The following is a 21,545-nucleotide window of genomic DNA, read 5'->3' as shown; positions in this document are numbered from 1 at the left end:
GGCACCCTACCCCTCCGCCAACACCCGCACGCGATATTCGACGCTCGCGCTCCAGGCGCCGGGCGCGCCGCCCCCGATCCGCGATCGCACCAGCACCACGCTCGCCAGCCGCCACCCGGCAAGATCGCGCGGCAGCGCCTCGATCGCGGCGCCGACCGCCGCGCACAGCGTATGAAGCCGCGCCGGCGCGTCGCCCGCATCCCGCAAAGCGACCAGCACCCGCAGCTCACGCCCGGCGCGATCCTTGACGCTCCAGTCGCCGCTCATCAGCTCGCCGAGCATCGCATAAGGCGGCGTCGCCTTGACGGGCGGACCGAGATACACGCCGTTGAGCCCCGCCACCCCGCGCAGCGCGTCGAGCGCCGCCGCCTGCACCACGCTTTCCGCGCTCATGCGAGCAGACTCCCGATCCAGCGCAGTCGCGGATCGTCGGGCGCGATCCGCCCCGACAGCACGACATGCTCGCCCTCGATGCTGATCGCGACGCCCGGCAAAGCGCTGCGCAGCGCCTCCGCCACGCGCACCCGCGCGCGCTCGGCCGCCACCGCACCCGCCGCGCTCCCGCGCGCCTCGAGCGCGCTCAGCATCGCACCGACCCGCGCAGCGTCACGCGCCGAAACGGCCGCCACAACGCCGTCACCGCAGCCGGCGGCGCGACACTCGCATCGCGCTCATCGAACAGATACGCCGCGAGCAACGCGACACCCTGCCGCAGCGGAGCAGGCAGCCCCGCCCACTCCACCGCGATCCCCGCCGCATAGCGCACGACCACCAGCCCCCCGCCCCCCACGCGCACCCAGCCATCCCCCGCCGCATCGATGTCGATCGCATACCGCTCAGCCGAGAGCGCACTCCCACCGCGCGTCTCGACCGCGCTGATCGCGCGCACCGGCCGCGCGCCGAGCCGCTGCCAGCCGCCTCGCGCCGTCACGCTCTCGCGCAAGGCCCGCGCGATCATCACGCGGCCAGTGAATTGCTCGGCGAGCCCCAACGCACTTTCGGCAAAGGCGGCGATGAGATCATCCTCATCGCCACTCGCCACGCGCAGAACCGCCTTGACCGCCGCCACCGCCAGCGCACGGTCGTCCGCCCCAAGCGTCACCGCGCCCGGGCCATTGTCATCGATCATGGAATGTCTCCTCTCTCCCTCTCCCAGCGGGAGAGGGAAGGGGCCCGCTCGGCGCAGCCGAGTGGGAAGGGTGAGGGCAGATCGGGCGCGCCACGTCCCCGCCCTCACCCGACCTCGCTGCGCTCGGTCACCCTCTCCCACCGGGAGAGGGAAACCGGCTCAGCTCACCGCGAACTTGAGCAGCTTGATCGCCTCGCTGTTCGCCACGCACCCGCCGATCCGCTTGGTCGCGTAGAAATTGACGAACGGCTTGTTGGTGTAGGGATCGCGCAGGATCACCGTCTCGCTCCGCTCGGCGATGAGATACCCCGCCTTGAAATTGCCGAACGCGATCGCACAGCTGTTCGCCGCAATATCGGGCATGTCCTCGGCCTCGATCACCGGATAGCCGAGCAGGCTCGCCGGCGTCCCCGCGACGAGGCTCGGGCTCCACAGGAACGCGCCGTCGCTGGTCTTGAACTTGCGGATCCGCGCGAGCGTGCTCGCATTCATCACGAACACCGCGCCCTGCCGGTATGGCCCGCGCAGGGCCTGGACGAGATCGACCAGCCGATCCTGCGGGTTCGCCGCGAAATCGCCCGCCGCGCCGCTCGCCAGATATTGCAGCGTCCCGAAGGCACGCGCGGCATCGCCGGTCGCCGCGATCGGCGCCTGCAGGAAGCCCTTCGGCCGGTTGACGCCCGATCCACTGACGAACGCCGCCCCCTCGGCCCGCGCGAATTCGGTCGCGATCTCGCCCGCCAGCCACTCCTCGACATCGAACGCGGCGTCGTCGAGCATCGCCTGGCTCGCGCTCGGATTGGCGTAGAGCTCGCCCATCGGCGGCGCGATCTCGGTGAAGCTCGGCGTTCCCGTGCCGCCGCGCGCATCGGTCTCCGCCGCCCAGCCCGACGGCGTGCCGCCCGTGGTCACGAGCTTGCGATACCCCGCACTTCCCACGCGCACGACATTGGCGACGCCGCGGATCGGCGAGATCGCGGTGAGCGTCGCGTCGATCTGCGCGTCGATCTCGCGCGGGATCGCATAGCCGCCGGCATCGCCGCTGACGCTGCTCAGCGCCTTGATCTCGAGCGTCGCGCCCGAGCGGACGAACCCCGCAAACGCGCCCTCGCCCCGCGCTCCTGCCCGCTCGAGCAACGGCCGCTGCATCGCCTCCATGTCCTGCGCCGCAAAGCTGTCGAGCGCGTCGTGCGTATCGGTCATGCTGGTCTCCTTGGTGTTGAAAAGGATCGGGCGACCACGTCCTCGGTCACCGCGCACGAAAAAGGGGCGCCGCAAGCGCGACGCCCCTTCTGCTGAACTCGAGCGGTGCCTCGGCACCGCATCATGCCATCACGCTTGCTTGACGTTCTCCGCGCGTGGCCCCTTCGGCCCCTGGCCGACGTCGAACGTGACCTTCTCGCCCTCGCGCAGATCCTCGTAGCGCACGCCCTCGACGCTCGACATGTGGAAGAACATGTCGGTGCCCGATGCGTCGGCGATGAAGCCGAAGCCCTTGTCGGTCAGTCGCTTGATGGTGCCTTCAGCCATGATCGTTCCTTCGCTCCGCGCGCCGCCGCCCGGGATCGGGAACCGCGTCGGGATGCATCGGCGTAGCAGCATCGGCGACGCGATGCACTCGCGCGGCGGGGTGCATCGGCGATGCGACCAGGCTGACTTCGACCAGCTCGAGCGCGGTCAGCTCGCGCACCCGCCCCCCGCCCAGCCGCGGCCGCACGCCGCGCGCGCGTTAGCCGATCGACAACCCCGCCACCGCCCCGCTGCGCACCAGCCCCGCAAGCTGCGGATCGTCGACTCGCGCGACCACGCGCAGCCCACGCGCATCGGTCGCGATCCGCTCGATCGCACCGACCGGGACGCCGCGATGCTGCCACAGCAACGGCACGCCCGCGCTCACCCCGGCAAACGCCCCCGCGCGGATCACGTCACCCCCGCGATCGACCGTATCGAAGATCGCGGCATAGCCCGCAAAGCGCACGCCGTCGCTCACTTGACCAGATCCCAGAACCCGAACTTGACCGCGAGCCCCGTCAGCAGCAGCGCCGCCGCGATCCGCACCACCCAGCCGACCACCGCCTTCCACACCGAGCGCTTGGCATCGCGCCACGCGCCGAGCAGCGCGCGCAATTCGGCCATGTCCTTGGCGGCATCGGGGTCATCGAGCCCGAGCCGCGCCAGCGCGCGCGCCGCCGCCAGCTCGCCGCCTTCCTCGGCGATCGCGCGCAGCGTCGCCAGATCGGCGCCTTCCTGCGCGCCCTGCGCCAGCAATTGCGCCAGCAGCGTACCCTCTGCGAGTGCCATAAAGAATCCTTTCGAAACGCCCTCTCCCATCGGGAGCGGGAAGAGGCCCGCGCCGAAGGCGTGGGAAGGGTGCGGGCAGAGGTCAGGGATCGAAGGTCCGCGCGCGAGGCGCCCCCTCACCCCCCGATCGCCCCGCGCTGCGCCCCGCCGTCGCCCGGAGCGGGCTGGGTTCCGAGCCCGACCATCGCGCGCTGTTCGTCGCGCGTCAGGAACGGCGCCGCGCTCACTTGCGCCCACAGCCGTTCGCGATCCTCGGCAAGCGCCGGCACGCGGTCGAGCGCCACGCCAAGCGTCGCTCCCGCGAACCAACCCTCGACGCCTTGCGCGAGCCCGGCGAGGATCGTCCCCGCGAGCGGCAGGATCGCCTGGCGCCACAAGGCGCGGTTGGCTTCCTTGTAATTGGCATAGGTCGCATCGCCCGGCAGCCCGAGCAGCATCGGCGGCACGCCGAAGCCGCACGCGATCTCGCGCGCCGCCGCCGCCTTCATCTCGGCAAAATCGAGATCGGCCGGCGTCAGGCTCAGCGCTTGCCATTTCAACCCGCCTTCGAGCAGCATCGGCCGCCCGGCATTGCGCGCGCCGGCAAAGCTCGCATCGAGCTCGTCGCGCAACCGCGCGAACTGCTCGCCCGACAGCGCCGATCCGTCGCCCGGATCATAGACCAGCGCCCCCGATGGCCGCGCGGCATTGTCGAGCAGCGCGGTGTTCCACGCCGCCGCGGCATTGTGCAGCGCGATCGCGCCCGCCGCCGCGCCGAGACAGCCGAGCCCGTAATGATCGTCGAGCGGATGGAACGCCTTGATATGGACGATCTGCGGCCGCGGATCGTCGGCGACCAGCCGCACCGATTGCGTGCCCACGCCGTAGCGATACGCGACCGGCCACCCCCCGGCATCGGCCTCGACCGTGACGCGCTCGGGCCGCAACGCGAACAGCTCGACCAACCGCCCCTGCGCGTCGGTCAGCAGTTGGACATAGGCATTGCCGTGGAGCAGCAACTGCGCGGCGAGCGTCGCAGTCAGCGCTTGCCCGGCCGAGCGCGCCTGCACCAGCCGCACCAGCTCGGGCGTCCCGTCGAGCGGCGCCTCGCCGAGCGCATCGGCGATCATCCGCACCGACCGCTGCGCGACCGCGTTGCGCAGATACAGCGCGCGCACCTGTTCCTGGTAACTCGCCGGAATCGCGCCCGCGCCTTCAACGAAGCGCGAACTGCGACGCGCCTCGAGCACCGGACGCGACTCATCGCGCCCGGCCTTGCGACCGAACAATTTCATGCTGATCTCCTGCTGCTTCGCCCGCCCGCGTGCGGGAGGGGCGCCTTCTTGCTCCCCTCCCGCAAGCGGGAGGGGCTGGGGGAGGGCCTGTCCTTACCCTGCGCGTGGCGCCCGCGCGGCTACCCCCGCGTCGCGAACCAGATCACGTGGCGCGGCCCCTTGCCGTTCTGCCGCGCCTTGACGACGACTTCCTCGACATGGAACCCCGCCCCCTTCAACCGCGTGACGAAGCGCGGATCGGGCCCGGCCGACCACACCGCGAGCACACCCCCCGGCCGCAGCGCCTCGCGCGTGATCTTCAGCCCGCGCGGCGCATACAGCCGGTTGTTCTCCGCGCGCACCAGCCCGTCGGGACCGTTGTCGACATCGAGCAGGATCGCATCATAGCCCCCCGCCCCCTCGCTCGCGCCCGCCGCGATCGCGGCGGCGACATCGCCCTCGAACACGCGTGTGCGCGGATCGTCGAGGCAGCCGTCGGTCACCGCCGCCATCGGCCCGCGCGCCCAGGCGAGGATCTCGGGCACCAGCTCGGCGACCGTCACCTCGGCCTTCGGCCCGACCTGCCCGAGCACCGCGCGCAGCGTAAAGCCCATGCCGTACCCGCCGATCAGCACGCGCGGCGCGGCGACCTTGGCGATGCGCGCGCACGCCAGCGTTCCCAGCGCCTCTTCGGAGCCGTTCATCCGCGTGCTCATCAATTCGTTGCGATCGACCACGATCATGAAGTCCGCGCCGCGCGCATAGAGCGTCATCACGTCCCCACCGGGGATTTGCGCGCTGTCGATCAATTCCCGCGGCACCATCGCTGCGCTCCTTCATGCTCGGGCCAAGCCTGGCCGGGCCGCCGGGCCATAAGCCCAGAACCCACGAAACGAAAGGCACCGAGCGCGCCAGGCCACATACCCATGCTCCCGATCGGCCGATCGTGCGGCTGCGGCAGGCTGCGTTTTACAGTCCCGTCGCCCGCCTCCCGGCCCCCTCGAGCCCATGGCGCAACCCCGCCGCCCCGCGGTGCCAAGGCCGCACCCCGCCGACTCACCACGGCCGCACCCGCGCCACCTTGCGCTTGACGATCATCAGCTCGGTCAGCGCCCACACCAGGGCATCCGCGCGATCGGGCGATCGCCCCGGCCCGCGATACGCCCCGCCGACCACCAGCCCGCACAATTCGGCCTCGAGCGCGGCAAACACCCCGACATGCGCCACCTTGCCGCGTTCGTAGAGTGTCGCGACCGGCTCGGCCCGCGCGCCCTTGCCGAGCTTGGCATGGACCAGCGCGAGCGGCAGCGCGGCATCGGCGGCGAACAGCACGCTCGCCACCATCTGCCCGCCCTGGTTCTTCTCGGCGATCACGCGGTCGGCGCCGTGCCGCGCCGCACACGCCACCACCGCGCGCGCCCACCCCTCGGGCGAAAGCCCCGCAACGCTCGCATCCTCGAGCACATAGCCACGCCCGTCGCGCCCGAGCGCGACCGCGACGATCCCGCACGCGTCGCCGCTCCCATCGGCACTCCCCGCCGGCGGATCGACCGCGACCACGACGCGCACACTCTCTGGCGCGGCATCGACCCGGCAATCGTCGAGCATCGCGCGCGTCCACAGCGCACCGTCGAGATCCTCGATCAGCTCGCCCGCAATCTCCTGCCGCCCGAGCCGCGTCCCGCCGTATTGCGCCTCGATCGCCGCGAGAAAGGCATCGGGCAAATGCGGGTTGTCATGGCTGCTGCCCCGCGTCTCGACCGTCCCCGCCGCGCCCATCACGCGCTGCAGCAGCGGGACGGAGCGCGGCGTCGTCGTCACCACGACGCGCGGATCGCTGCCCTGCCGCATCCCGAGCATCAGATTGTCCCACGCCGCATCGCCGTAACGCCACTTGGCGAGCTCGTCGCACCACGCGATCTGATGCTCGGGCCCGCGGAGTTTCTCGGGTGCCGCCGCCGAGAACACCGCCGCGACCGCCCCTGACTCGAATTCGACGACGCCATCGGCGCGGCGATAGGCGGTCCGCTCGCCACCATGCGCGACGCTGAGCAACCCCGCCTCGCCCTCGATCATCACGCGCCGCACATCCTCCTCGGTCGCGCCGACCAGCGCGATCCGCGCCTTGGGATGCGCGCGCGCCATCGCGCTGACCCATTCGGCCCCGGCGCGCGTCTTGCCGAAGCCGCGCCCTGCGCGGATCAGCCAGACGCGCCACGCACCCGGCGGCGCGAGCTGTCCGGGATGCGCCCAATAGCGCCACGCATTGTTCAGCGTGCGCAATTGCGGGCGGCTCATGCGGTCGAGGATGGAAATCTGGTCGGCACGGTCGAGCGCGGCGAGCTGATCGAGCAGCGCGTCGAGATCGGGGCCGGCATCTGCGCGCCTGCGCTTTGCCCGCGTCATGCCAGGCCACTCCGCGCGCGCCGCCGGGCGCGCGCCGCAAGCTTGGCGAGCAAGGCATCGCGGACTTCCTCGATCGTCGTATGCTTGAAGGCGAAGGGGGTGCGGCGCCGCGCGTTGTGCGGCGTGTCCGCGGCACGCATCGCCTGATGCTGGCGCACCAGCTTGAGCGCCGCATCCGGATCGATGGGCGCCGCCGCGACCGCGTCCGGGTCGCCGATCATCGATCCGTCGTCGCGCTGCCCGAGCGCGAAAGCGAGCACTTTGGTCTCGAGCAGCTCGTATCCGAGGTCGATCGCCTCGCGCCACTGTTCGGCGAAGGCGGCGTCGCGGCGGCGCAGCGCATACACTCCGCTCGCCGAACTGCCGACCGCCTTGGCCGATTGCGCGATATTACAGGTCGCAGCGAGATGATCCAGGAACGCCACGCGCCTGGCGATGGTCCATCCGTCACCGCGCGTCGTGTAAACACGGCGCGGCTTGCCCGTGGTTGCAAGCGTGCCGAGCGTATCCGTACCCAGCGCCTCAGCGTCCTTACCGGTCGCCTCCCCCGTCATCGCGCTCTCCCATCGCTGCCGCAGCGCCAAACAAAAGGGGCCGCAGGCGTTTCCGCCCCGGCCCCTCAAGGTCGCAATTCTGCATCGTTCCTGTTATGTACCAAAACAGCGCGACGATGTCAAGCGGTTTGTACCGCTTTGGTTCGCTTTAGCGGCAGCGGACCTCGCTGTTGTTCTGGTCGACGCTCTTGCCGAGCACGCCACCGGCAATCGCGCCGAGGATCGTGCCGACGCCGCGCGAATGGCCGCCTGCAATCACGTTGCCGAGCGCACCGCCACCGACCGCGCCGACGATCAGGCCCGTCGTGCCGTCGTTGCGCTTGCAGTAATAGCGGTCGTCGCTGCCGCGATAGATGCGGTCGTCGCTGCTCAGCACACGCTCCTGATAGCGCGTCGGATCGGCGCGATAGTAGCGCGTCGGGTCATAGCCCGCCTCATAGCGGTCGTCGTAGCGCGGATCGGCATACCTCGGGTCGGCATAGCGCGAGTCGTTATAGGCCGGGCGAACGTCGCGATACCCACGCGCGCGCGCTTGCTGGTAGCGATCGAACTCGGCCCGGAAGATGCCGAGCTCGGTGTCGAGACGCTGCTGCGCCTGGGCGAAGCGCTGATCTTCGGCCTGGGTCTGGGCGAGCGCAGGCGTAACGCCGGCAAGCAACAGCGCGAACGCGGGGACAAGAGAAGCGAGACGGCGCATAGGGACCTCCAATTGGTTACGGCACGATAACGACTCGACCCCGCTTTGGTTGCGACCGAACCGGCCCAATCTCAGACGATCGCGTCGACCACCCCGCGCCACGCCGCGACTTCATCGTCATGGCGCGTCGTCACGGTGACGGGCCCGGCTGTGCGCGTCGCGAGATGAATATCGACCGAACCGAGCCATTCGACCGTCGCATTGCCCGAGAGGCGCACCATCCCGTCCTCGCGCGCCTCGGCACGGACCAGCCCGCCGCGATTGTGCACCGTGATCTCGGTGCCGAAGCCGCAGCGCCGCGTCAGGCACGCGGCATAGGTCGATGCCGCCATCGCGCTGCCGCAACTGTCGGTGAGGCCGACGCCGCGCTCGAAGGTGCGCACGAACAGCAGATTGGCGCCGCGCACTTCGACGAACGAGACGTTGGCGCGGTTGGGCAGCCAGTCGGGCGCCGCCTCGCATTGCGTGCCGAGCGCGACGAGCTCCGCCTCGTCGATCGTCTCGACGAAGCAGACCAGATGCGGGTTGGGAATCGCCACTGCGGTAAACACGCGCTCGCTGCCGAGCGGCGCGATCGGCGCCTCGACGATCCGCGCGACGCCGATGTGCATCGGCCAGTGCGACACGTCGAGATCGACCGGGCCGGCCACCTCGCGGATCGTCACCACGCCCGCGGCAAGATCGGGATCGCGCGAGACGTGCGCGTCGGACGTCTTGAGCCGCACGCGCGCCTCGTCGATCCCCAATGCCTCGAAACCGGCGCGCGCGACGCAGCGCAAGCCGTTGAGGCACGTCTCGGCCTCGCTCCCGTCCGAATTGAACATCCGCATCCCGAACTCGTGCGTCGCATCGCCCGCGGTGAGCAGCAGTAATCCGTCGCCCCCCACACTCCCGCCGCGATCCGCGAGCGCGACCGCGACGCGCGCCCATTCGTCTTCGGACAGCGCGAGGTCGCGCGCGTCGATCAGCGGGAAATCATTGCCCGAACCGTGGCATTTGAGAAAGTCGATCTGCATAGTCAGCGCCTTAGCGGGTGCACGGGGACGGCAACAAGCCGCGCGCGACGACTCGCGCGCAACGGACGGCGAGCGCCGCGTGGGTCAGAGCCGGACGCAATAGCCGATGTCGGGCTTCGCTTGTCCCGCGACCTGCAACCGCCAGATCCGCTGGAGCGCATCGATCCCGCTGTCCTCGGCGACTTTCACCAGCCCCGCCGCAAGCTCGACAAAGCCGTCCCACTGCGCCGCGACCGCCACGTTGAACGCGTCCTGCCCGATCTCGCCGATCAGCGTCGTCGCGGCGTCGGGCGCAAAGAACCAGACGGGCTTGGGCGCGAGCGGCAGCGGGGACGCGGTGGCGGCGTCGTGATGCGTCACCCCGACGCGCAGGCTGTGCGCGATCCGCCCCGCCAGCCGCGCATAGACCGCCTCGAGCACGGCGGCATCGCCGGCAAAATCGATCAGCACGCTCGGTCCCGTCGGGGCGAGCGTATCGATCGCATCATAGGCGAGCATGCTGTCGTACAGCCCGGTGCCCTCGACAAAGGCAACGTTGGCCGCTGCGGTCAGCCCGATCCGCTGCAAGCCGGGGCTGCGCGCCCGCAACACATAGGCGGCGGCGAGCGCGGTCTTGCTCGATGCGCTCGTCAGCACGACGCTGTGCGCGCCGTGGTGGTCGGCACGGCGCAGCGCGTCCTCAATCAGGAAGCTTGTCAGGAACAGCGGCTCGAACAGCATCCGCAGCGCCTCGCGCTCGGGCGTCGCGGGCAGTTCGGCGCCGAGCCGGCGATATTGGTTGTAGACCGCGCTCATCGGCTGGCGGTGCGGCGCCATGTCGCGGAACAGCCCGCGGCCGATCTTGCCGGGCGTGACGAGCAGGTGCGATGCCATCGGCATGAAACCATAGACGCGCTCGCCGACCGCGATCTCCGCGCAGCGCGACGCGACGACGCGCGCAAAGCCCCAGGCCGGCACCACGCCCCACCCCTCGGGCGCGGGGAAGAATTTCCAATAGCCGACGGTCTCGCCGACCACGCCGTAGGTCACGGTATTGGCGGTGATCGCGATCGCCTCGACCTGGAGCAGCACCTCGCCCGCGCCCGGGTCCGACACGAGCGTCTCGTTCACCGCCAATTGGTCGAGCGCATCGCGGCGCACCAGCATTTCGCGCTTGATCGGCATGGCAGTCTCCTCGTTGCGTCGGCGCACCTTGGCGTGCCGCGCGGTGCGAGGCCAGCGTTATACCGGGTGCGTAACGTCGTGCAGCATCGGCACCCCATAGGACCATGCCGCGGCTGCGCACCTTGGCGTGGGCCTCGTCGGCTGGAGCTCCTGCGCCAGAGCGAGCTGCTCGGCCAACACCAGCGCGACGAGTTGCGAGCGGTACAGCTTTTCGAGATCCTCGTGCATCGCGCGAATCGAATCGCACAGTGCCAGTCCGGCCAGCTCGAGCTGCGTGTTGATCTGGTGTTGCAAGTGCGCGGCATGGGTCGACAAGGGCATGCCGCGGGTTTCCGTGATAGGAATGAGGGAAACGTGCGCGAGCGTGGTTAAGAGCCGCGCCACGCCGCTTCATCGCAGACCGTAGAAATCGGCCAGCCGGTCGAGCGCGAGCGTCAGCACCAGCCGCCCCGCGCGCTGTGGCCAGCCGAGCGCCTTTTCGGCGACCGGCAGCCCCTCGCCCGCGCACACCACGCGCCAGAGTACATCGCTCAACCCCTTGCCGACCGCCGCGATCGCCGCGTCGAATCGCCGCTTGGCGGCGATCTGCGCAAGCGTCGGGTCGAGCGCATCGCTCCCGCCATCGACGCGCGCACTCCAGGTCATCGTGACTCGCGGCGCAATCGCCGCGCGCTCGTAATCGGCGCGCAACCGCTCGCCCGCCTCGAACTGCCGCGCGTCGACCAGCCCCCGCGCCCGCAGCCAAGCGAGCGGCGACTCGGCCTGGTTGACCGTGACCCGGCGCCCTCCCTTCGCCGCTGGCGCGTCGCCCACCACACCGTCTATGAAATTGCGCTCAACCAGCTCCCGCATCGTTCCGCTCCTTGCTCGAGTCGCGTAGGGGATTGCCATGCGCGCGCGCTTGTAGGACAGCGAAAAAACCGATCTGGTTAGGAGCTTGCCGATGATCACCGCGATTCGCGAAGTCCGTCGCGCCAAGGGGATGACGCTCGACGACGTCGCCCGCGCCTGCGTCCCGCCAACCACCGCCCAGACGATCGGCCGCCTCGAAACCGGAACGCGCACAGTTTCCGTCGCCTGGCTAAACCGTATCGCAGCAGCACTCGGCGTTCAGGCGGCCGATCTCGTCACGCTGCCGGACCGCGCCGACATCGCCGTCGCTGCGCTGCTTGATCCAAGCGGCGCGCACGCTCCGCGTCAGCCCGCGACGATCGTCCCACCAACCGCCGCGCCAGCGCATGTCGCGGTCAGTGTTCAGGCCGGGGTTGGCGAATATCGCGCGGGCGACCAGATCTGGTGCGCGCGGATCGCACCCGATCGCTTTGCCAGTGCACTCAATCGCGACGTGCTCGTCCCGCGCCCCGCCGGCCGCTTCCTGTTCGGGCGACTGATCGGACGTGAGGGGCCAGAACCAGCCGGCGGCGGCGGCAAACTGCATCTGCTCCCGCTCGGACCGGGGTCGCGCCAGCAAGTCGTCGCCGACCCGGCATGGATCGCGACCGCCGTCACCTTGGTGCGCAGCCTGTGATGCGCGCTCTGCTGCTCGCCGCCCTCGCCGCGCTGCAAGGCGCCGCCGCGCCCGCGCCCGTCGCCACGCCTGCGCCGATCACGCCCGAACCGGCGCGCATCCTCGCAAACTATCCGCACGACACCAGCGCGTTCACCGAAGGCCTGCTGATCGACCGCGGCACGCTTTACGAAAGCACTGGCCGCGAGGGTCAATCCGACATCCGCCGCGTCGACTTGACGAGCGGTCGCGTCCTCGCCCGCGCGAAGCTCCCGCCCGCGCTGTTCGGCGAGGGGATCGTCGCGTGGCGCAACGACCTTTTCAGCGTCACCTGGCACGGCGGCCAGGGCTTCCGCTGGAGCTTGCCCGCGCTCAAGCGCAGCGGCGGCTTCCGCTATGACGGCGAAGGCTGGGCGATGACCGAGGACGGCCGCAACCTGATCCTGTCCGACGGGACGCCCGTGCTGCGCTATCTCGATCCCAAGACGCAGAAGGTCGTGCGCCGGCTCACCGTGACGCTCGGCGGGCGACCGCTCGAACGGCTCAACGAGCTCGAATATGTCGATGGCGAGATTCTCGCGAATATCTGGATGACGCGCTACATCGTGCGGATCGATCCCGCCGACGGGCATGTCCGCGGCGTGATCGACCTCGCGCCGCTGATCGCGCAGGTGGGCATAACCGATCGCGATTCGGTACCCAACGGGATCGCGTACGATCGTGCCGCGCATAAGCTCTACGTGACGGGCAAGAACTGGCCGCGCCTGTTCGAGATCGCACGGCCCCAGCGCCCGTCGTAACGCACGCCGGGAAGGCGGGAACGGCAACGCCGCCCCGCCCCATCCCCTCAGCAGCTGCAGCCGAAGCTCTTTTTGAGGATGAGCTTGCCGGCGACCGACAGCGTGACCTGGACGCCGCACGGGATGCCCCATTTGGTGCAAATGTCGAGGCACGCCTGCACCGCGGTGCCCTCGGGCACCCAGGCAGGAACGGTGAAGCACTTGCTGCCTATGCCGAGCGGCAGGTTGATGCAGACCTTGTGGTTCTTGACCGTGACACTGATGCACTGCGCCCCGATCATCATCGCGCCGTCGGTCAGTTCCATCGCGCCGGGGGCCAGGCTTGCGTGCAGCTCATCGCTATGCGCCTTCGCGGCCGCCAGCGATTGCTTGATGATCTCCGAATCGAATGATGCATGCTCGTGCGTCGCCATGATGATCCTCCTTGTTTTTGCCAGGTTTTGGCAGCGACAAGTCTATCAAGGCTTTGAACACGACTGAGCGGAGACGCACCCATTTCGGCGGGAAGCGACGCGCGTGTGGCAAGGGGAGGCGGTGGGAATGGTGGGCGATGACGGGCTCGAACCGCCGACATTCTCGGTGTAAACGAGACGCTCTACCAACTGAGCTAATCGCCCCAATCGCGCTTTGGCGCGTCGGTGGAGCGCGACTGCCACGCCTTGCGGCGCAAGGCAAGCCGGCCGAGCGCCAAAGCTGCTAGCCGAGCGCCATCCCAGCGGCCCGCAATGCCGCGAAATAGTGCCGCATCCCCATACTCGCGCGCCGCGAAAGGCCCATGAACGCGCGGCGGCGGTCGAAGGGATCGGGACGGCGTTCGAACAGCCCCGCTTCGGTCATCCGTGCGATCCAGCGCAGCGCGGTCGTCGGCGCCACCGCCGCGGCGATGCACAGGCTCGATACCGAGACTTGCGCTCGCTCCAATTCGGCGGCGAACAGATCGAGCAGCATGTCCCAGGCAGGGTCCTCGAACAGTCCTGCGCCGAAATGCTGGTCGCGCAAGCGTCGCGCGCGAATCGCCTTGCGGATGTCGCGGGCGGCAATCTCCACGGGCGGCGCGTCGATCGACTGCGTGCGATACGACAGCGTCGGCTCCTCGACGCTGCGCGCGAAGCCAGGATCGGCATGGGGTGCCGGGTCATCGCGCGTCAGCCGCGCGAGCGTTTCGGCAATCCGCGCGACTTCTTCGTGCAGGCGCCGCAGTCGCGTGGCTTCGCTCTCGCGCACGACGTCATAGGCGCGCTCGCCGTGCCCGCTGGCGGCCAGACACAGCGCGACGACGCGATCGGCGAGTGTCGGGCCACATAGCAGATCGACGCCGGCCCCGGTCAGCGCCCCTGCAACCAGATCGATCTGGCGCGGTTCGATTGTCGCGACGATGCGGGTGGTGTCGCGACGCGCGATGCCGTCGAGCACCGGCAGCACATGGGCGAGCACCGCATCGTCGACTCCGGCAGCTTCGGCGAGCACGATTCCGACCGCGCCTTGCTGCTCGAACCGGTCGAGCGCGTCATCCCAGCCAACGCGGGCGAGCAAGCGTCCTTGCGCCGCGGCGACCGCATCCTCGGCGTTTCGGACTGCGTCCTGGTCCGCGATGATCAACACGCCCCCGCCCGAAGCGCCGCGGGCGGACCAGTTCGTCGATTGCGTGATCGCCATCATGCTCGCCCGCCCCCAATGCCCGGCGGATGCCGTGCCGACATCCGCAAATTACGCATTACTCCGAAACGGGGTAGCCTAAGTCACGCCGATTCGGGGGTAACCGCCGCGGTGCTCAGGGATCGAAGCAGCAATCAGATCCGAAACGGACGAGACCGCTTTGGAACGCCCCAGACAATCCCGCCGGATCGGCGCGCCCGCTATTCGATCGCCTTGACGATTTCCTCGACCATCTTCTTGGCGTCGCCGAGCAGCATCATCGTATTGTCCATATAGAACACGTCGTTGTCGACGCCGGCATAGCCGACCCCGCCCATCGAGCGCTTGATGAACAACACGGTCTTGGCCTTTTCGACGTCGAGCACGGGCATGCCGTAGATCGGCGAGGTCTTGTCGGTCTTGGCCGCCGGGTTGGTGACGTCGTTGGCGCCGATCACGAAGGCGACATCGGTCTGCGCGAATTCGGAGTTGATGTCCTCGAGCTCGAACACGTCGTCATACGGCACGTTCGCCTCGGCGAGCAGCACGTTCATGTGCCCAGGCATACGTCCCGCCACGGGGTGGATCGCGTATTTCACGCGGACGCCATGTTCCTTGAGCTTGTCGCCCATCTCGCGCAGCACGTGCTGCGCCTGGCTCACTGCCATGCCGTAGCCCGGCACGATGATGACCTGTTCGGCCTGGCCGAGCAGGAAGGCGGCGTCCTCGGCCGACCCGCGCTTCCACGGCCGGTCGCTCGCCGCCGCGGCAGCACCGCCCGCGCTATCCCCGCCAAAGCCGCCCGCGATCACGGAGATGAAACTGCGGTTCATCGCCTTGCACATGATGTAGCTGAGGATCGCGCCCGACGAGCCGACCAGCGCACCGGTGATGATCATCGCCGTATTGTGCAACGTGAATCCCATCGCCGCCGCCGCCCAGCCCGAATAGGAATTGAGCATCGACACGACGACCGGCATGTCCGCGCCGCCGATCGGGATGATCAGCAGGAAACCGATCACGAAGCTCAGCAGCGTGATCGTCCAGAAGATCCACGGGGCTTGGTCCTGCGTGAAATAGGCGATCAGGCCAAGGATCGCGGCGAGCACGCCGAGGTTGATGACATGGCGCCCCGGCAGCATGATCGGCTTGCCGCCCATGTTGCCGTTGAGCTTGAGGAAGGCGATCACCGAGCCCGAGAAGGTGATCGCGCCGATCGCGACGCCGAGACCCATTTCGATCCGGCTGACCGGGAAGATGTAGGCGAGCGGGACGCCGGTGTCGGTGACAAGCATCTGCGCGATGCCGAACGCACCGGGGTTGAGATAGGCAGCGCACGCGACGAGCACTGCAGCCAGACCGACCAGCGAATGGAACGCCGCGACGAGCTGCGGCATGTCGGTCATCGCGATGCGGCGCGCCGTGGTCACGCCGATCACCGCGCCGATGCCGATCGCGGCGAGGATCTCGACGAAGGTCAGCGCATCGATGCGCGACAGCATCGCGACATAGTCGAAGCCGGTGTCGGTCGTCCCGACCGCGAGCGTCTGGATTGTCGGGACGTGCGTGATGAGCGTCGTCACCACCGCGATGGTCATGCCGATGATGCCCATGCGGTTGCCGCGCTGCGAGGTCGCCGGGCTCGACAGCCCGCGCAGCGCGAGGATGAAGCACACCCCGGCGACGAGATAGGCGAGCGATGCCCAGGGATTGACCGTTAAATGTTCCACGTGTTCGAACCCCTTACCGTCACCCCGGACCTGTTCCGGGGTCCACCGCGCCATTTGCCCCAGCGTCAGTGGATGAGTGGACCCCGGCACAAGGCCGGGGTGACGAAATTAGTGTTTCGCCGCCGCCGGCGCCTTCTTCTTGTACATCGCCAGCATCCGCGCAGTGACCGCAAAGCCGCCGAAGATGTTGACGCTCGCCAGCACCACCGCGAGCAGCCCGAGCCATTTCGACGTAGCCCCCCCGCCGCCGATCCCGGCCGCGGCAGCTGCAATCAGCGCGCCGACGATGATCACCGAGGAGATGGCATTGGTCACCGCCATCAGCGGCGTGTGGAGCGCCGGCGTGACCGACCAGACGACATAATAGCCGACGAAACAGGCCATTACGAAGATCGAGAGAATCGAGATGAAGTCCATAGTCAGTCCCCCAGTCGGTCAGGCGGCGGCGCGGCGGGGTTGCGGGACGGGACGCCCCATTTCCCGCGCCGCCTCGATCCAGCACCCGATCGCGTCGTAGATATTGTCGAGCGCCTCTTGCGGGGTCTCGCCGTCGGAACGGCAGCCCGGAAGTTCCGGGGCAACCGCAGTATAGCCGCCGCCATCCGCGGCGGAGAGCGGCAGGATGTCGACTTCGTAATCGAACGGATTCATCTCCGTAATCCCTGCACTGCGTCGACGAACCGTACGAGCTCCCGAATGTAGATCGGCTTGATCGGCCGATGCGCCGGGATCGTCAGGATTTCGGGTCGCTCGACATGCTTCACCTTATAATGTGACCCCTTGCGCGGTGGCGTGCAAGCGATCCCGAACCCGTCGCACAGCGCCGCCACATCCTCGATCCGCCAATCGCGCGGGTTGGCGCGCATGCGCTCGAGGAGTTTGTCGGCATTGGCCACGAGCCCGCATCATCCCAGCAACCGCGCGTTGACGACCTTGCCACCCTGCGTCAGCCGGATCGCATCGCCGATCTCGGTGTCGAGCACGGGCTTGCCGGCCTCCTTGTCCCAGAAGGCATTGAGGAAATTGTACAGGTTGCGCGAGAACAGCGCCGACGCATCGGCCGCAAGCCGCGACGCCACGTTGCGATAGCCGACGATCGACACGCCGTTGACCACGACCACCTCGCCCGCAACCGCGCCCTCGACATTGCCGCCCGCCTCGACCGCGAGATCGACGATCACCGAACCCGGCTTCATGCTCGCCACCTGCGCCGCCGAGATCAGCCGTGGCGCGGGGCGCCCCGGGATCAGCGCGGTGGTGATGACGATATCCTGCTTGGCGATATGGCCGGAGACCAGTTCGGCCTGCGCCGCCTGATATTCGGGGCTCATCTCGCCGGCATAGCCGCCCGAGCCCTCGCCCTCGATGCCAGCGACGTTCTCGACGAAGATCGGCTTGGCGCCGAGCGACTGGATCTGCTCCTTGGTCGCCGAGCGCACATCGGTCGCCGAGACCTGCGCGCCCAAGCGCCGCGCGGTCGCGATCGCCTGCAGGCCGGCGACGCCGACGCCCATCACGAACACCCGCGCGGCCGAAACGGTGCCCGCCGCGGTCATCATCATCGGGAAGGCGCGGCCATAGACGCCCGCGGCGTCGAGCACCGCCTTGTACCCGGCGAGGTTCGACTGCGACGACAGGATATCCATCGACTGCGCGCGCGTGATGCGCGGCATAAACTCCATCGCGAGCGCTTCGAGCCCGGCGGCGGCATAGCCGTCGATCCGCGCGCGGTCGCCAAACGGGTTGAGCCCGGCGACGAGCCAGGCGCCCGGCGCCACGCCCGCGAGCGCATCGGCCGCAGGCCCCTGCACGCCAAGCACGATCTCGGCCCCCGCGAGCGTCGCCGCGCGATCAGCGACGGTCGCGCCAACCGCCGTATAATCGGCATCGGCGATCGACGCGGTCGCGCCCGCGCCGATCTCGACGGCGACGGTCGCGCCGAGCGCCAAGAATTTCTTGACCGTTTCTGGGGTCGCGGCAACGCGGCGCTCGCCCTCGACGGTTTCGCGGAGGACGGCAATCTTCATTCTACTTGCCCGAAACCAGCCACACCACCACGAAAGCGATGATGAAGACCGCGACCGCGCCATATTTCATGACGCTCATGACCTTGTCATAGGTCGCGCGGTGGACCTGCATGTCATTCTCGGCAGCCATCGTTCCATCCCCTGCAAGACGGGGTAGTCCCCCGGTTCGTCCTTGTGCTTAGCTTGCACACGCCTGCGCCTCAACCCCCGCGCATTCGCATTGCCAAACGCGCGTTTGTGTCCCGCGCGTCCCATGGCGGGGCGTTTAAGGGCGCTTTCACACCTTGGCGGTATGCTTTGCACTGGATTTGACACGAATGGGATGGACGCATGACGCGTAACAGACAGCGGCTGCTGATGTTGATCGACGACGAGCCCGCACAGCGGCGGCTCGTCGCGGCGATCGCAGCGCGGCGCGGCTGGCGGGCGGTGTTCGCCGCCGATGGCGAGATGGCGATCGCGATGCTCGGTACGCAGGACGGGATGCAGCTCGACGCGATCCTGCTCGACCAATGGGCGCCCGAAGCCGACCCGACCGCGCTGATCGACGAGATCCGCCGCCGTCGCCCCGCGCTCCCGCTGCTGCTGCTCACCGCCAACGGATCGGTGGCACAAGCCGTCGCGGCAATGCGCAGCGGCGCGACCGATTTCCTCGTCAAGCCACTCGCCCCCGAGCGGCTTCTCACCGCGCTCGACGCCGCGGTCGCCGGCAAGGCGGCAGGCGAATTGCGCCCGCTCACCGAAAAGATCCCCGCTTTGCTCGCGTTCGACGAGATCGTCGGCTCGGCGCCCGATTTCCGCGCCGCGCTCGCCATCGCCGCCAAAGCGGCCCGCGCCCGCGTTCCGGTGCTCGTCGAGGGCGAGAGCGGCGTCGGCAAGGAAGTCGTCGCCGAGGCGATCCACGCCGCGTCCCCCCGTGGTAAAAAGGCGATGGTCGCGATCAACTGCGGCGCGCTGCCGCCGAACTTGATCGAGTCCGAGCTGTTCGGGCACGAGAAGGGCGCGTTCACCGGCGCGTTCGAGCGCAAGATCGGGCGCTTCCAGGAAGCCGATGGCGGCACGCTGTTCCTCGACGAGATTGGCGAGATGCCGCTCGAGGCGCAGGTCAAACTGCTCCGCGTGCTGCAATCGGGCGAAATCCAGCCGATCGGCGCGCGCCACACGCGCGAGGTCGACGTCCGCGTCATCGCCGCGACCAACAAGCGGCTGATCGAGGAAGTCGAGGCCGGCCGCTTCCGCGAGGACCTCTATTATCGCCTCAACGTCGTCCAGGTGACGATCCCGCCGCTTCGCGAACGCGCCGGCGACATCCCGGCGCTCGCGCGCCATTTGCTCGCGCGGATCGCCGAGCAGCCGGGGCTTCGCCCGCTCGGTATCACCGACGATGCGCTGGCGCTGCTCGGGCGATACGATTGGCCGGGCAACGTCCGACAGCTTCAGAACGCCCTGTTCCGCGCGGCGGTGCTGTGCGACGGCGCGGCGCTGACGCGCGTCGATTTCCCGCAGATCGCAGCGCTCGGCGGACAGCGTCACACCACGCCGACCCCCATGCCGATGGCGACGAGCGGCGGCGTTACGCTGTTCCACGCCGATGGCAATCTGCGTGCGCTCGAGGAGATCGAGGCCGATGTCATCCGCCTCGCGATCGGCCATTATCGCGGGCGCATGACCGAGGTCGCGCGGCGGCTCGGGATCGGGCGATCGACGCTATATCGCAAGCTCGGCGAGCTCGGAATCGACAATCCCGCCGCCTGACCTGCCTTTCGCCACAACGATTCGTCGCAAATTTCGTCCCGCTACGGACACACCCGCGCCTCGGAGAGTTGGTACGGGAAAGGAGTATGTATTCTCATGCGTAACAAACTGATCCTCGCCGCGCTGACCGCTGCCACCCTCGTCCCCAGCATGGCACCTGTCGCCGCGTCTGCGCAGAGCTACGACGATCGTCGCGACGACGATCGTCGCTATGACCGTCGCGACGATGACCGCCGCGACAACCGCCGCGACGAGCGTACCTATCGTGGCCAGGATGGCCGCTATTACCCCTGCAAGCGCAGCAGCGGCACGACCGGCGCGGTTGCCGGTGGCGTTGGCGGTGCGGTTGCGGGGAATGTGCTCGGTGGCGGTCTGCTCGGGACGGTCGCTGGCGGCGTCGGCGGCGCGCTGCTCGGCAGGACGCTCGACAAGCGTCATGACGCGGCCCAGAACCGCAAGAACGGATGCTGATCGGATCCGGGTGGTAGCCTGAGGCTACCGCCCGACCAGGGCGCGGTCACGCAGACCGCGCCATACTCGCATCGCCTGGACGGTTTCGGGTACATCGTGGACGCGCAGCAGCTGCGTGCCCGCCATCACCCCCGTCAGCGCGAGCGCAATCGATCCCCCCAGCCGCTCGGTTGCCGGTGCTTCGTTCGACAAAGCTCCGATCATGCGTTTGCGGCTCGCGCCGAGCAGGATCGGACAGCCGAGCCCGTGAAAGATGGTCAGCGCATTCATCAGCGCCAGATTATCGGCGAGCGATTTGCCAAAGCCCACGCCCGGATCGACGATGATCCGCGACCGCGCGACCCCGCCCGCCACCGCCGCGGCAATCCGCGCCTCGAGCCAGTCGAACACCTCGACCACGACATCGCGATAGCCCTCCCCGCCATGCGGTCCCTTGGCCGGATCGGGTGAGTGCATCAGTACCACCGGACACCCCGCCTTGGCGACGACGTCGAGCGCGCGATCATCCCACAGCAATGCCGCGACATCGTTGACGATCGCCGCCCCCGCCGCGAGCGCCGCCTCCATTACTGCGGCCTTGCGCGTGTCGATCGACACCAGCGTACCCGCGCGCGCGAGTCGTTCGATCACAGGCACGACGCGCGCGATTTCGTCGCCCTCCCACACCGTCGCCGCGCCCGGCCGTGTCGATTCGCCGCCGACGTCGATCAGCGCCGCCCCCGCCGCCGCCATTGCGACACCGGCGCTCGCTGCTGCTGCAGGATCGTCCGACACGCTTCCGCCATCGGAGAAACTGTCGGGCGTCACGTTGAGGATGCCGCACACCGACGGCTGATCGAACCGCAGCGTCCGCTCGCCGAGCGTGAGCGCGGCGCGCGGGGCGATAATCGCTGCGTGCAGCCGCGCCGCGCGGTCGTCGCGCAGCAGCGTGGCGAGATCGGCGATCGGCACCGTCCGGCGATGCCCGTCCTCGATCACCTCATAGGCCGAGAACCACAGCATCCCGCCAGCCAGCCGCGCGACCTCGCCGTCGCGGTCGACCGGCGTGTCGACGAACTGGATCGGGCGGAGGTGGAGACTGCTCATAGATCATCCCGTCG

The 21,545-nt window shown here is 69.0% G+C and carries 28 protein-coding genes, 1 tRNA gene and 1 pseudogene; 4 read left to right on the top strand and 26 right to left on the bottom strand.

The features are described 5' to 3' along the window. Positions 1-6 precede the first annotated feature (6 nt). The 16 genes and pseudogenes from gp17 to ABIB28_RS10990 all read right to left on the bottom strand — a co-directional run bounded on the left by gp17 (position 7) and on the right by ABIB28_RS10990 (position 11,372). Complete coding sequence (gene gp17, locus ABIB28_RS11065; protein ID WP_354288164.1) at positions 7-393, bottom strand: tail completion protein gp17; 387 nt, start codon at positions 391-393, stop codon at positions 7-9. Beyond that, a complete protein-coding gene (locus ABIB28_RS11060; RefSeq protein ID WP_354288163.1) occupies positions 390-587 on the bottom strand; it encodes a hypothetical protein in 198 nt (65 codons plus the stop codon). The genes gp17 and ABIB28_RS11060 overlap by 4 nt, the downstream gene beginning before the upstream one ends. After that, positions 581-1,129, bottom strand: a complete 549-nt coding sequence (locus ABIB28_RS11055; RefSeq protein ID WP_189677029.1) for a head-tail connector protein — start codon at positions 1,127-1,129, stop codon at positions 581-583. Before ABIB28_RS11055 ends, ABIB28_RS11060 begins: the two co-directional genes overlap by 7 nt. Positions 1,130-1,288: 159 nt before the next feature. After that, positions 1,289-2,332 carry a phage major capsid protein gene (locus ABIB28_RS11050; protein ID WP_354288162.1) on the bottom strand — a complete coding sequence of 348 codons (1,044 nt, stop codon included), beginning with the start codon at positions 2,330-2,332 and terminating at the stop codon, positions 1,289-1,291. Positions 2,333-2,461: 129 nt separating this feature from the next. After that, on the bottom strand, positions 2,462-2,659 hold the full coding sequence (locus ABIB28_RS11045; protein ID WP_133191666.1) for a cold-shock protein: 198 nt from the start codon (positions 2,657-2,659) through the stop codon (positions 2,462-2,464). Then, positions 2,652-3,107 (bottom strand): annotated as a pseudogene (locus tag ABIB28_RS11040) (HK97 family phage prohead protease). The gene ABIB28_RS11045 and the pseudogene ABIB28_RS11040 overlap by 8 nt, the downstream one beginning before the upstream one ends. A gap of 8 nt (positions 3,108-3,115) precedes the next feature. Continuing rightward, a complete protein-coding gene (locus ABIB28_RS11035; RefSeq protein ID WP_133191664.1) occupies positions 3,116-3,430 on the bottom strand; it encodes a DUF6127 family protein in 315 nt (104 codons plus the stop codon). 116 nt (positions 3,431-3,546) lie between these two features. After that, entirely contained in the window at positions 3,547-4,704 is a 1,158-nt protein-coding gene (locus ABIB28_RS11030) for a phage portal protein (protein ID WP_354288161.1), read from the bottom strand. A 119-nt stretch (positions 4,705-4,823) separates the two neighbouring features. Continuing rightward, positions 4,824-5,507 carry a spermidine synthase family protein gene (locus ABIB28_RS11025; RefSeq protein ID WP_354288160.1) on the bottom strand — a complete coding sequence of 228 codons (684 nt, stop codon included), beginning with the start codon at positions 5,505-5,507 and terminating at the stop codon, positions 4,824-4,826. Between the two features lie 232 nt (positions 5,508-5,739). Further along, on the bottom strand, positions 5,740-7,089 hold the full coding sequence (locus tag ABIB28_RS11020) for a DNA-packaging protein (RefSeq protein ID WP_354288159.1): 1,350 nt from the start codon (positions 7,087-7,089) through the stop codon (positions 5,740-5,742). Then, complete coding sequence (locus ABIB28_RS11015; RefSeq protein WP_354288158.1) at positions 7,086-7,643, bottom strand: hypothetical protein; 558 nt, start codon at positions 7,641-7,643, stop codon at positions 7,086-7,088. The genes ABIB28_RS11020 and ABIB28_RS11015 overlap by 4 nt, the downstream gene beginning before the upstream one ends. A gap of 148 nt (positions 7,644-7,791) precedes the next feature. Beyond that, positions 7,792-8,340 (bottom strand): glycine zipper 2TM domain-containing protein, encoded by a 549-nt coding sequence (locus ABIB28_RS11010; RefSeq protein WP_322160871.1) that lies wholly within the window; start codon positions 8,338-8,340, stop codon positions 7,792-7,794. Between the two features lie 71 nt (positions 8,341-8,411). Beyond that, complete coding sequence (dapF, locus tag ABIB28_RS11005) at positions 8,412-9,356, bottom strand: diaminopimelate epimerase (RefSeq protein WP_354288157.1); 945 nt, start codon at positions 9,354-9,356, stop codon at positions 8,412-8,414. Between the two features lie 84 nt (positions 9,357-9,440). Further along, a complete protein-coding gene (locus ABIB28_RS11000) occupies positions 9,441-10,520 on the bottom strand; it encodes a DUF2855 family protein (protein ID WP_354288156.1) in 1,080 nt (359 codons plus the stop codon). Between the two features lie 57 nt (positions 10,521-10,577). Then, complete coding sequence (locus ABIB28_RS10995; protein WP_165954421.1) at positions 10,578-10,841, bottom strand: hypothetical protein; 264 nt, start codon at positions 10,839-10,841, stop codon at positions 10,578-10,580. Positions 10,842-10,910: 69 nt separating this feature from the next. Continuing rightward, a complete protein-coding gene (locus ABIB28_RS10990) occupies positions 10,911-11,372 on the bottom strand; it encodes a DUF6456 domain-containing protein (RefSeq protein WP_354288155.1) in 462 nt (153 codons plus the stop codon). A 91-nt stretch (positions 11,373-11,463) separates the two neighbouring features. On the opposite strand from ABIB28_RS10990, the gene ABIB28_RS10985 reads away from it, so the two are divergent. Both ABIB28_RS10985 and ABIB28_RS10980 read left to right on the top strand, forming a co-directional pair. After that, positions 11,464-12,048: a helix-turn-helix domain-containing protein gene (locus ABIB28_RS10985; RefSeq protein WP_354288154.1), complete on the top strand. Its 585-nt coding sequence runs from the start codon at positions 11,464-11,466 to the stop codon at positions 12,046-12,048. Beyond that, positions 12,048-12,827 (top strand): glutaminyl-peptide cyclotransferase, encoded by a 780-nt coding sequence (locus ABIB28_RS10980; protein WP_502958236.1) that lies wholly within the window; start codon positions 12,048-12,050, stop codon positions 12,825-12,827. The genes ABIB28_RS10985 and ABIB28_RS10980 overlap by 1 nt, the downstream gene beginning before the upstream one ends. 47 nt (positions 12,828-12,874) lie before the next feature. On the opposite strand, the gene ABIB28_RS10975 is transcribed toward ABIB28_RS10980, so the two are convergent. From ABIB28_RS10975 to ABIB28_RS10935, 9 genes are all read right to left on the bottom strand, one after another. Beyond that, positions 12,875-13,240 (bottom strand): hypothetical protein, encoded by a 366-nt coding sequence (locus ABIB28_RS10975; RefSeq protein WP_354288152.1) that lies wholly within the window; start codon positions 13,238-13,240, stop codon positions 12,875-12,877. Between the two features lie 128 nt (positions 13,241-13,368). Further along, positions 13,369-13,444: transfer RNA gene (locus tag ABIB28_RS10970), tRNA-Val, on the bottom strand. Positions 13,445-13,523: 79 nt separating this feature from the next. Beyond that, positions 13,524-14,483, bottom strand: a complete 960-nt coding sequence (locus ABIB28_RS10965; RefSeq protein ID WP_354288151.1) for a hypothetical protein — start codon at positions 14,481-14,483, stop codon at positions 13,524-13,526. A 200-nt stretch (positions 14,484-14,683) separates the two neighbouring features. Further along, positions 14,684-16,192: an NAD(P)(+) transhydrogenase (Re/Si-specific) subunit beta gene (locus ABIB28_RS10960; protein ID WP_354288150.1), complete on the bottom strand. Its 1,509-nt coding sequence runs from the start codon at positions 16,190-16,192 to the stop codon at positions 14,684-14,686. A 108-nt stretch (positions 16,193-16,300) separates the two neighbouring features. Further along, the gene (locus ABIB28_RS10955) at positions 16,301-16,609 is read right to left on the bottom strand and encodes a proton-translocating transhydrogenase family protein (RefSeq protein WP_140852216.1); all 309 of its coding nucleotides are present in this window, start codon (positions 16,607-16,609) and stop codon (positions 16,301-16,303) included. 18 nt (positions 16,610-16,627) lie between these two features. Beyond that, positions 16,628-16,843 (bottom strand): type II toxin-antitoxin system HicB family antitoxin, encoded by a 216-nt coding sequence (locus ABIB28_RS10950; protein WP_133191648.1) that lies wholly within the window; start codon positions 16,841-16,843, stop codon positions 16,628-16,630. Then, positions 16,840-17,088, bottom strand: a complete 249-nt coding sequence (locus ABIB28_RS10945) for a type II toxin-antitoxin system HicA family toxin (RefSeq protein ID WP_354288149.1) — start codon at positions 17,086-17,088, stop codon at positions 16,840-16,842. The genes ABIB28_RS10950 and ABIB28_RS10945 overlap by 4 nt, the downstream gene beginning before the upstream one ends. Positions 17,089-17,097: 9 nt before the next feature. Then, positions 17,098-18,219, bottom strand: coding sequence for an NAD(P) transhydrogenase subunit alpha (locus ABIB28_RS10940; RefSeq protein WP_354288148.1), 1,122 nt, complete (start codon positions 18,217-18,219; stop codon positions 17,098-17,100). Position 18,220: 1 nt separating this feature from the next. Further along, complete coding sequence (locus ABIB28_RS10935) at positions 18,221-18,349, bottom strand: aa3-type cytochrome c oxidase subunit IV (protein WP_133191646.1); 129 nt, start codon at positions 18,347-18,349, stop codon at positions 18,221-18,223. 200 nt (positions 18,350-18,549) lie between these two features. On the opposite strand from ABIB28_RS10935, the gene ABIB28_RS10930 reads away from it, so the two are divergent. Both ABIB28_RS10930 and ABIB28_RS10925 read left to right on the top strand, forming a co-directional pair. Further along, positions 18,550-19,974 carry a sigma-54-dependent transcriptional regulator gene (locus tag ABIB28_RS10930; protein ID WP_354288147.1) on the top strand — a complete coding sequence of 475 codons (1,425 nt, stop codon included), beginning with the start codon at positions 18,550-18,552 and terminating at the stop codon, positions 19,972-19,974. A 96-nt stretch (positions 19,975-20,070) separates the two neighbouring features. Then, positions 20,071-20,445 carry a hypothetical protein gene (locus ABIB28_RS10925; protein WP_354288146.1) on the top strand — a complete coding sequence of 125 codons (375 nt, stop codon included), beginning with the start codon at positions 20,071-20,073 and terminating at the stop codon, positions 20,443-20,445. A 24-nt stretch (positions 20,446-20,469) separates the two neighbouring features. On the opposite strand, the gene folP is transcribed toward ABIB28_RS10925, so the two are convergent. Next, a complete protein-coding gene (gene folP, locus ABIB28_RS10920) occupies positions 20,470-21,531 on the bottom strand; it encodes a dihydropteroate synthase (RefSeq protein WP_354288145.1) in 1,062 nt (353 codons plus the stop codon). Between the last annotated feature and the right edge of the window lie 14 nt (positions 21,532-21,545).

Source organism: Sphingomonas sp. UYEF23, from assembly GCF_040546165.1.
Classification (GTDB): Bacteria; Pseudomonadota; Alphaproteobacteria; order Sphingomonadales; family Sphingomonadaceae; genus Sphingomonas; species Sphingomonas glacialis.
Note: the sequence above shows the minus strand (reverse complement) of the source record. Positions and strands in the feature narration are given on the sequence as shown.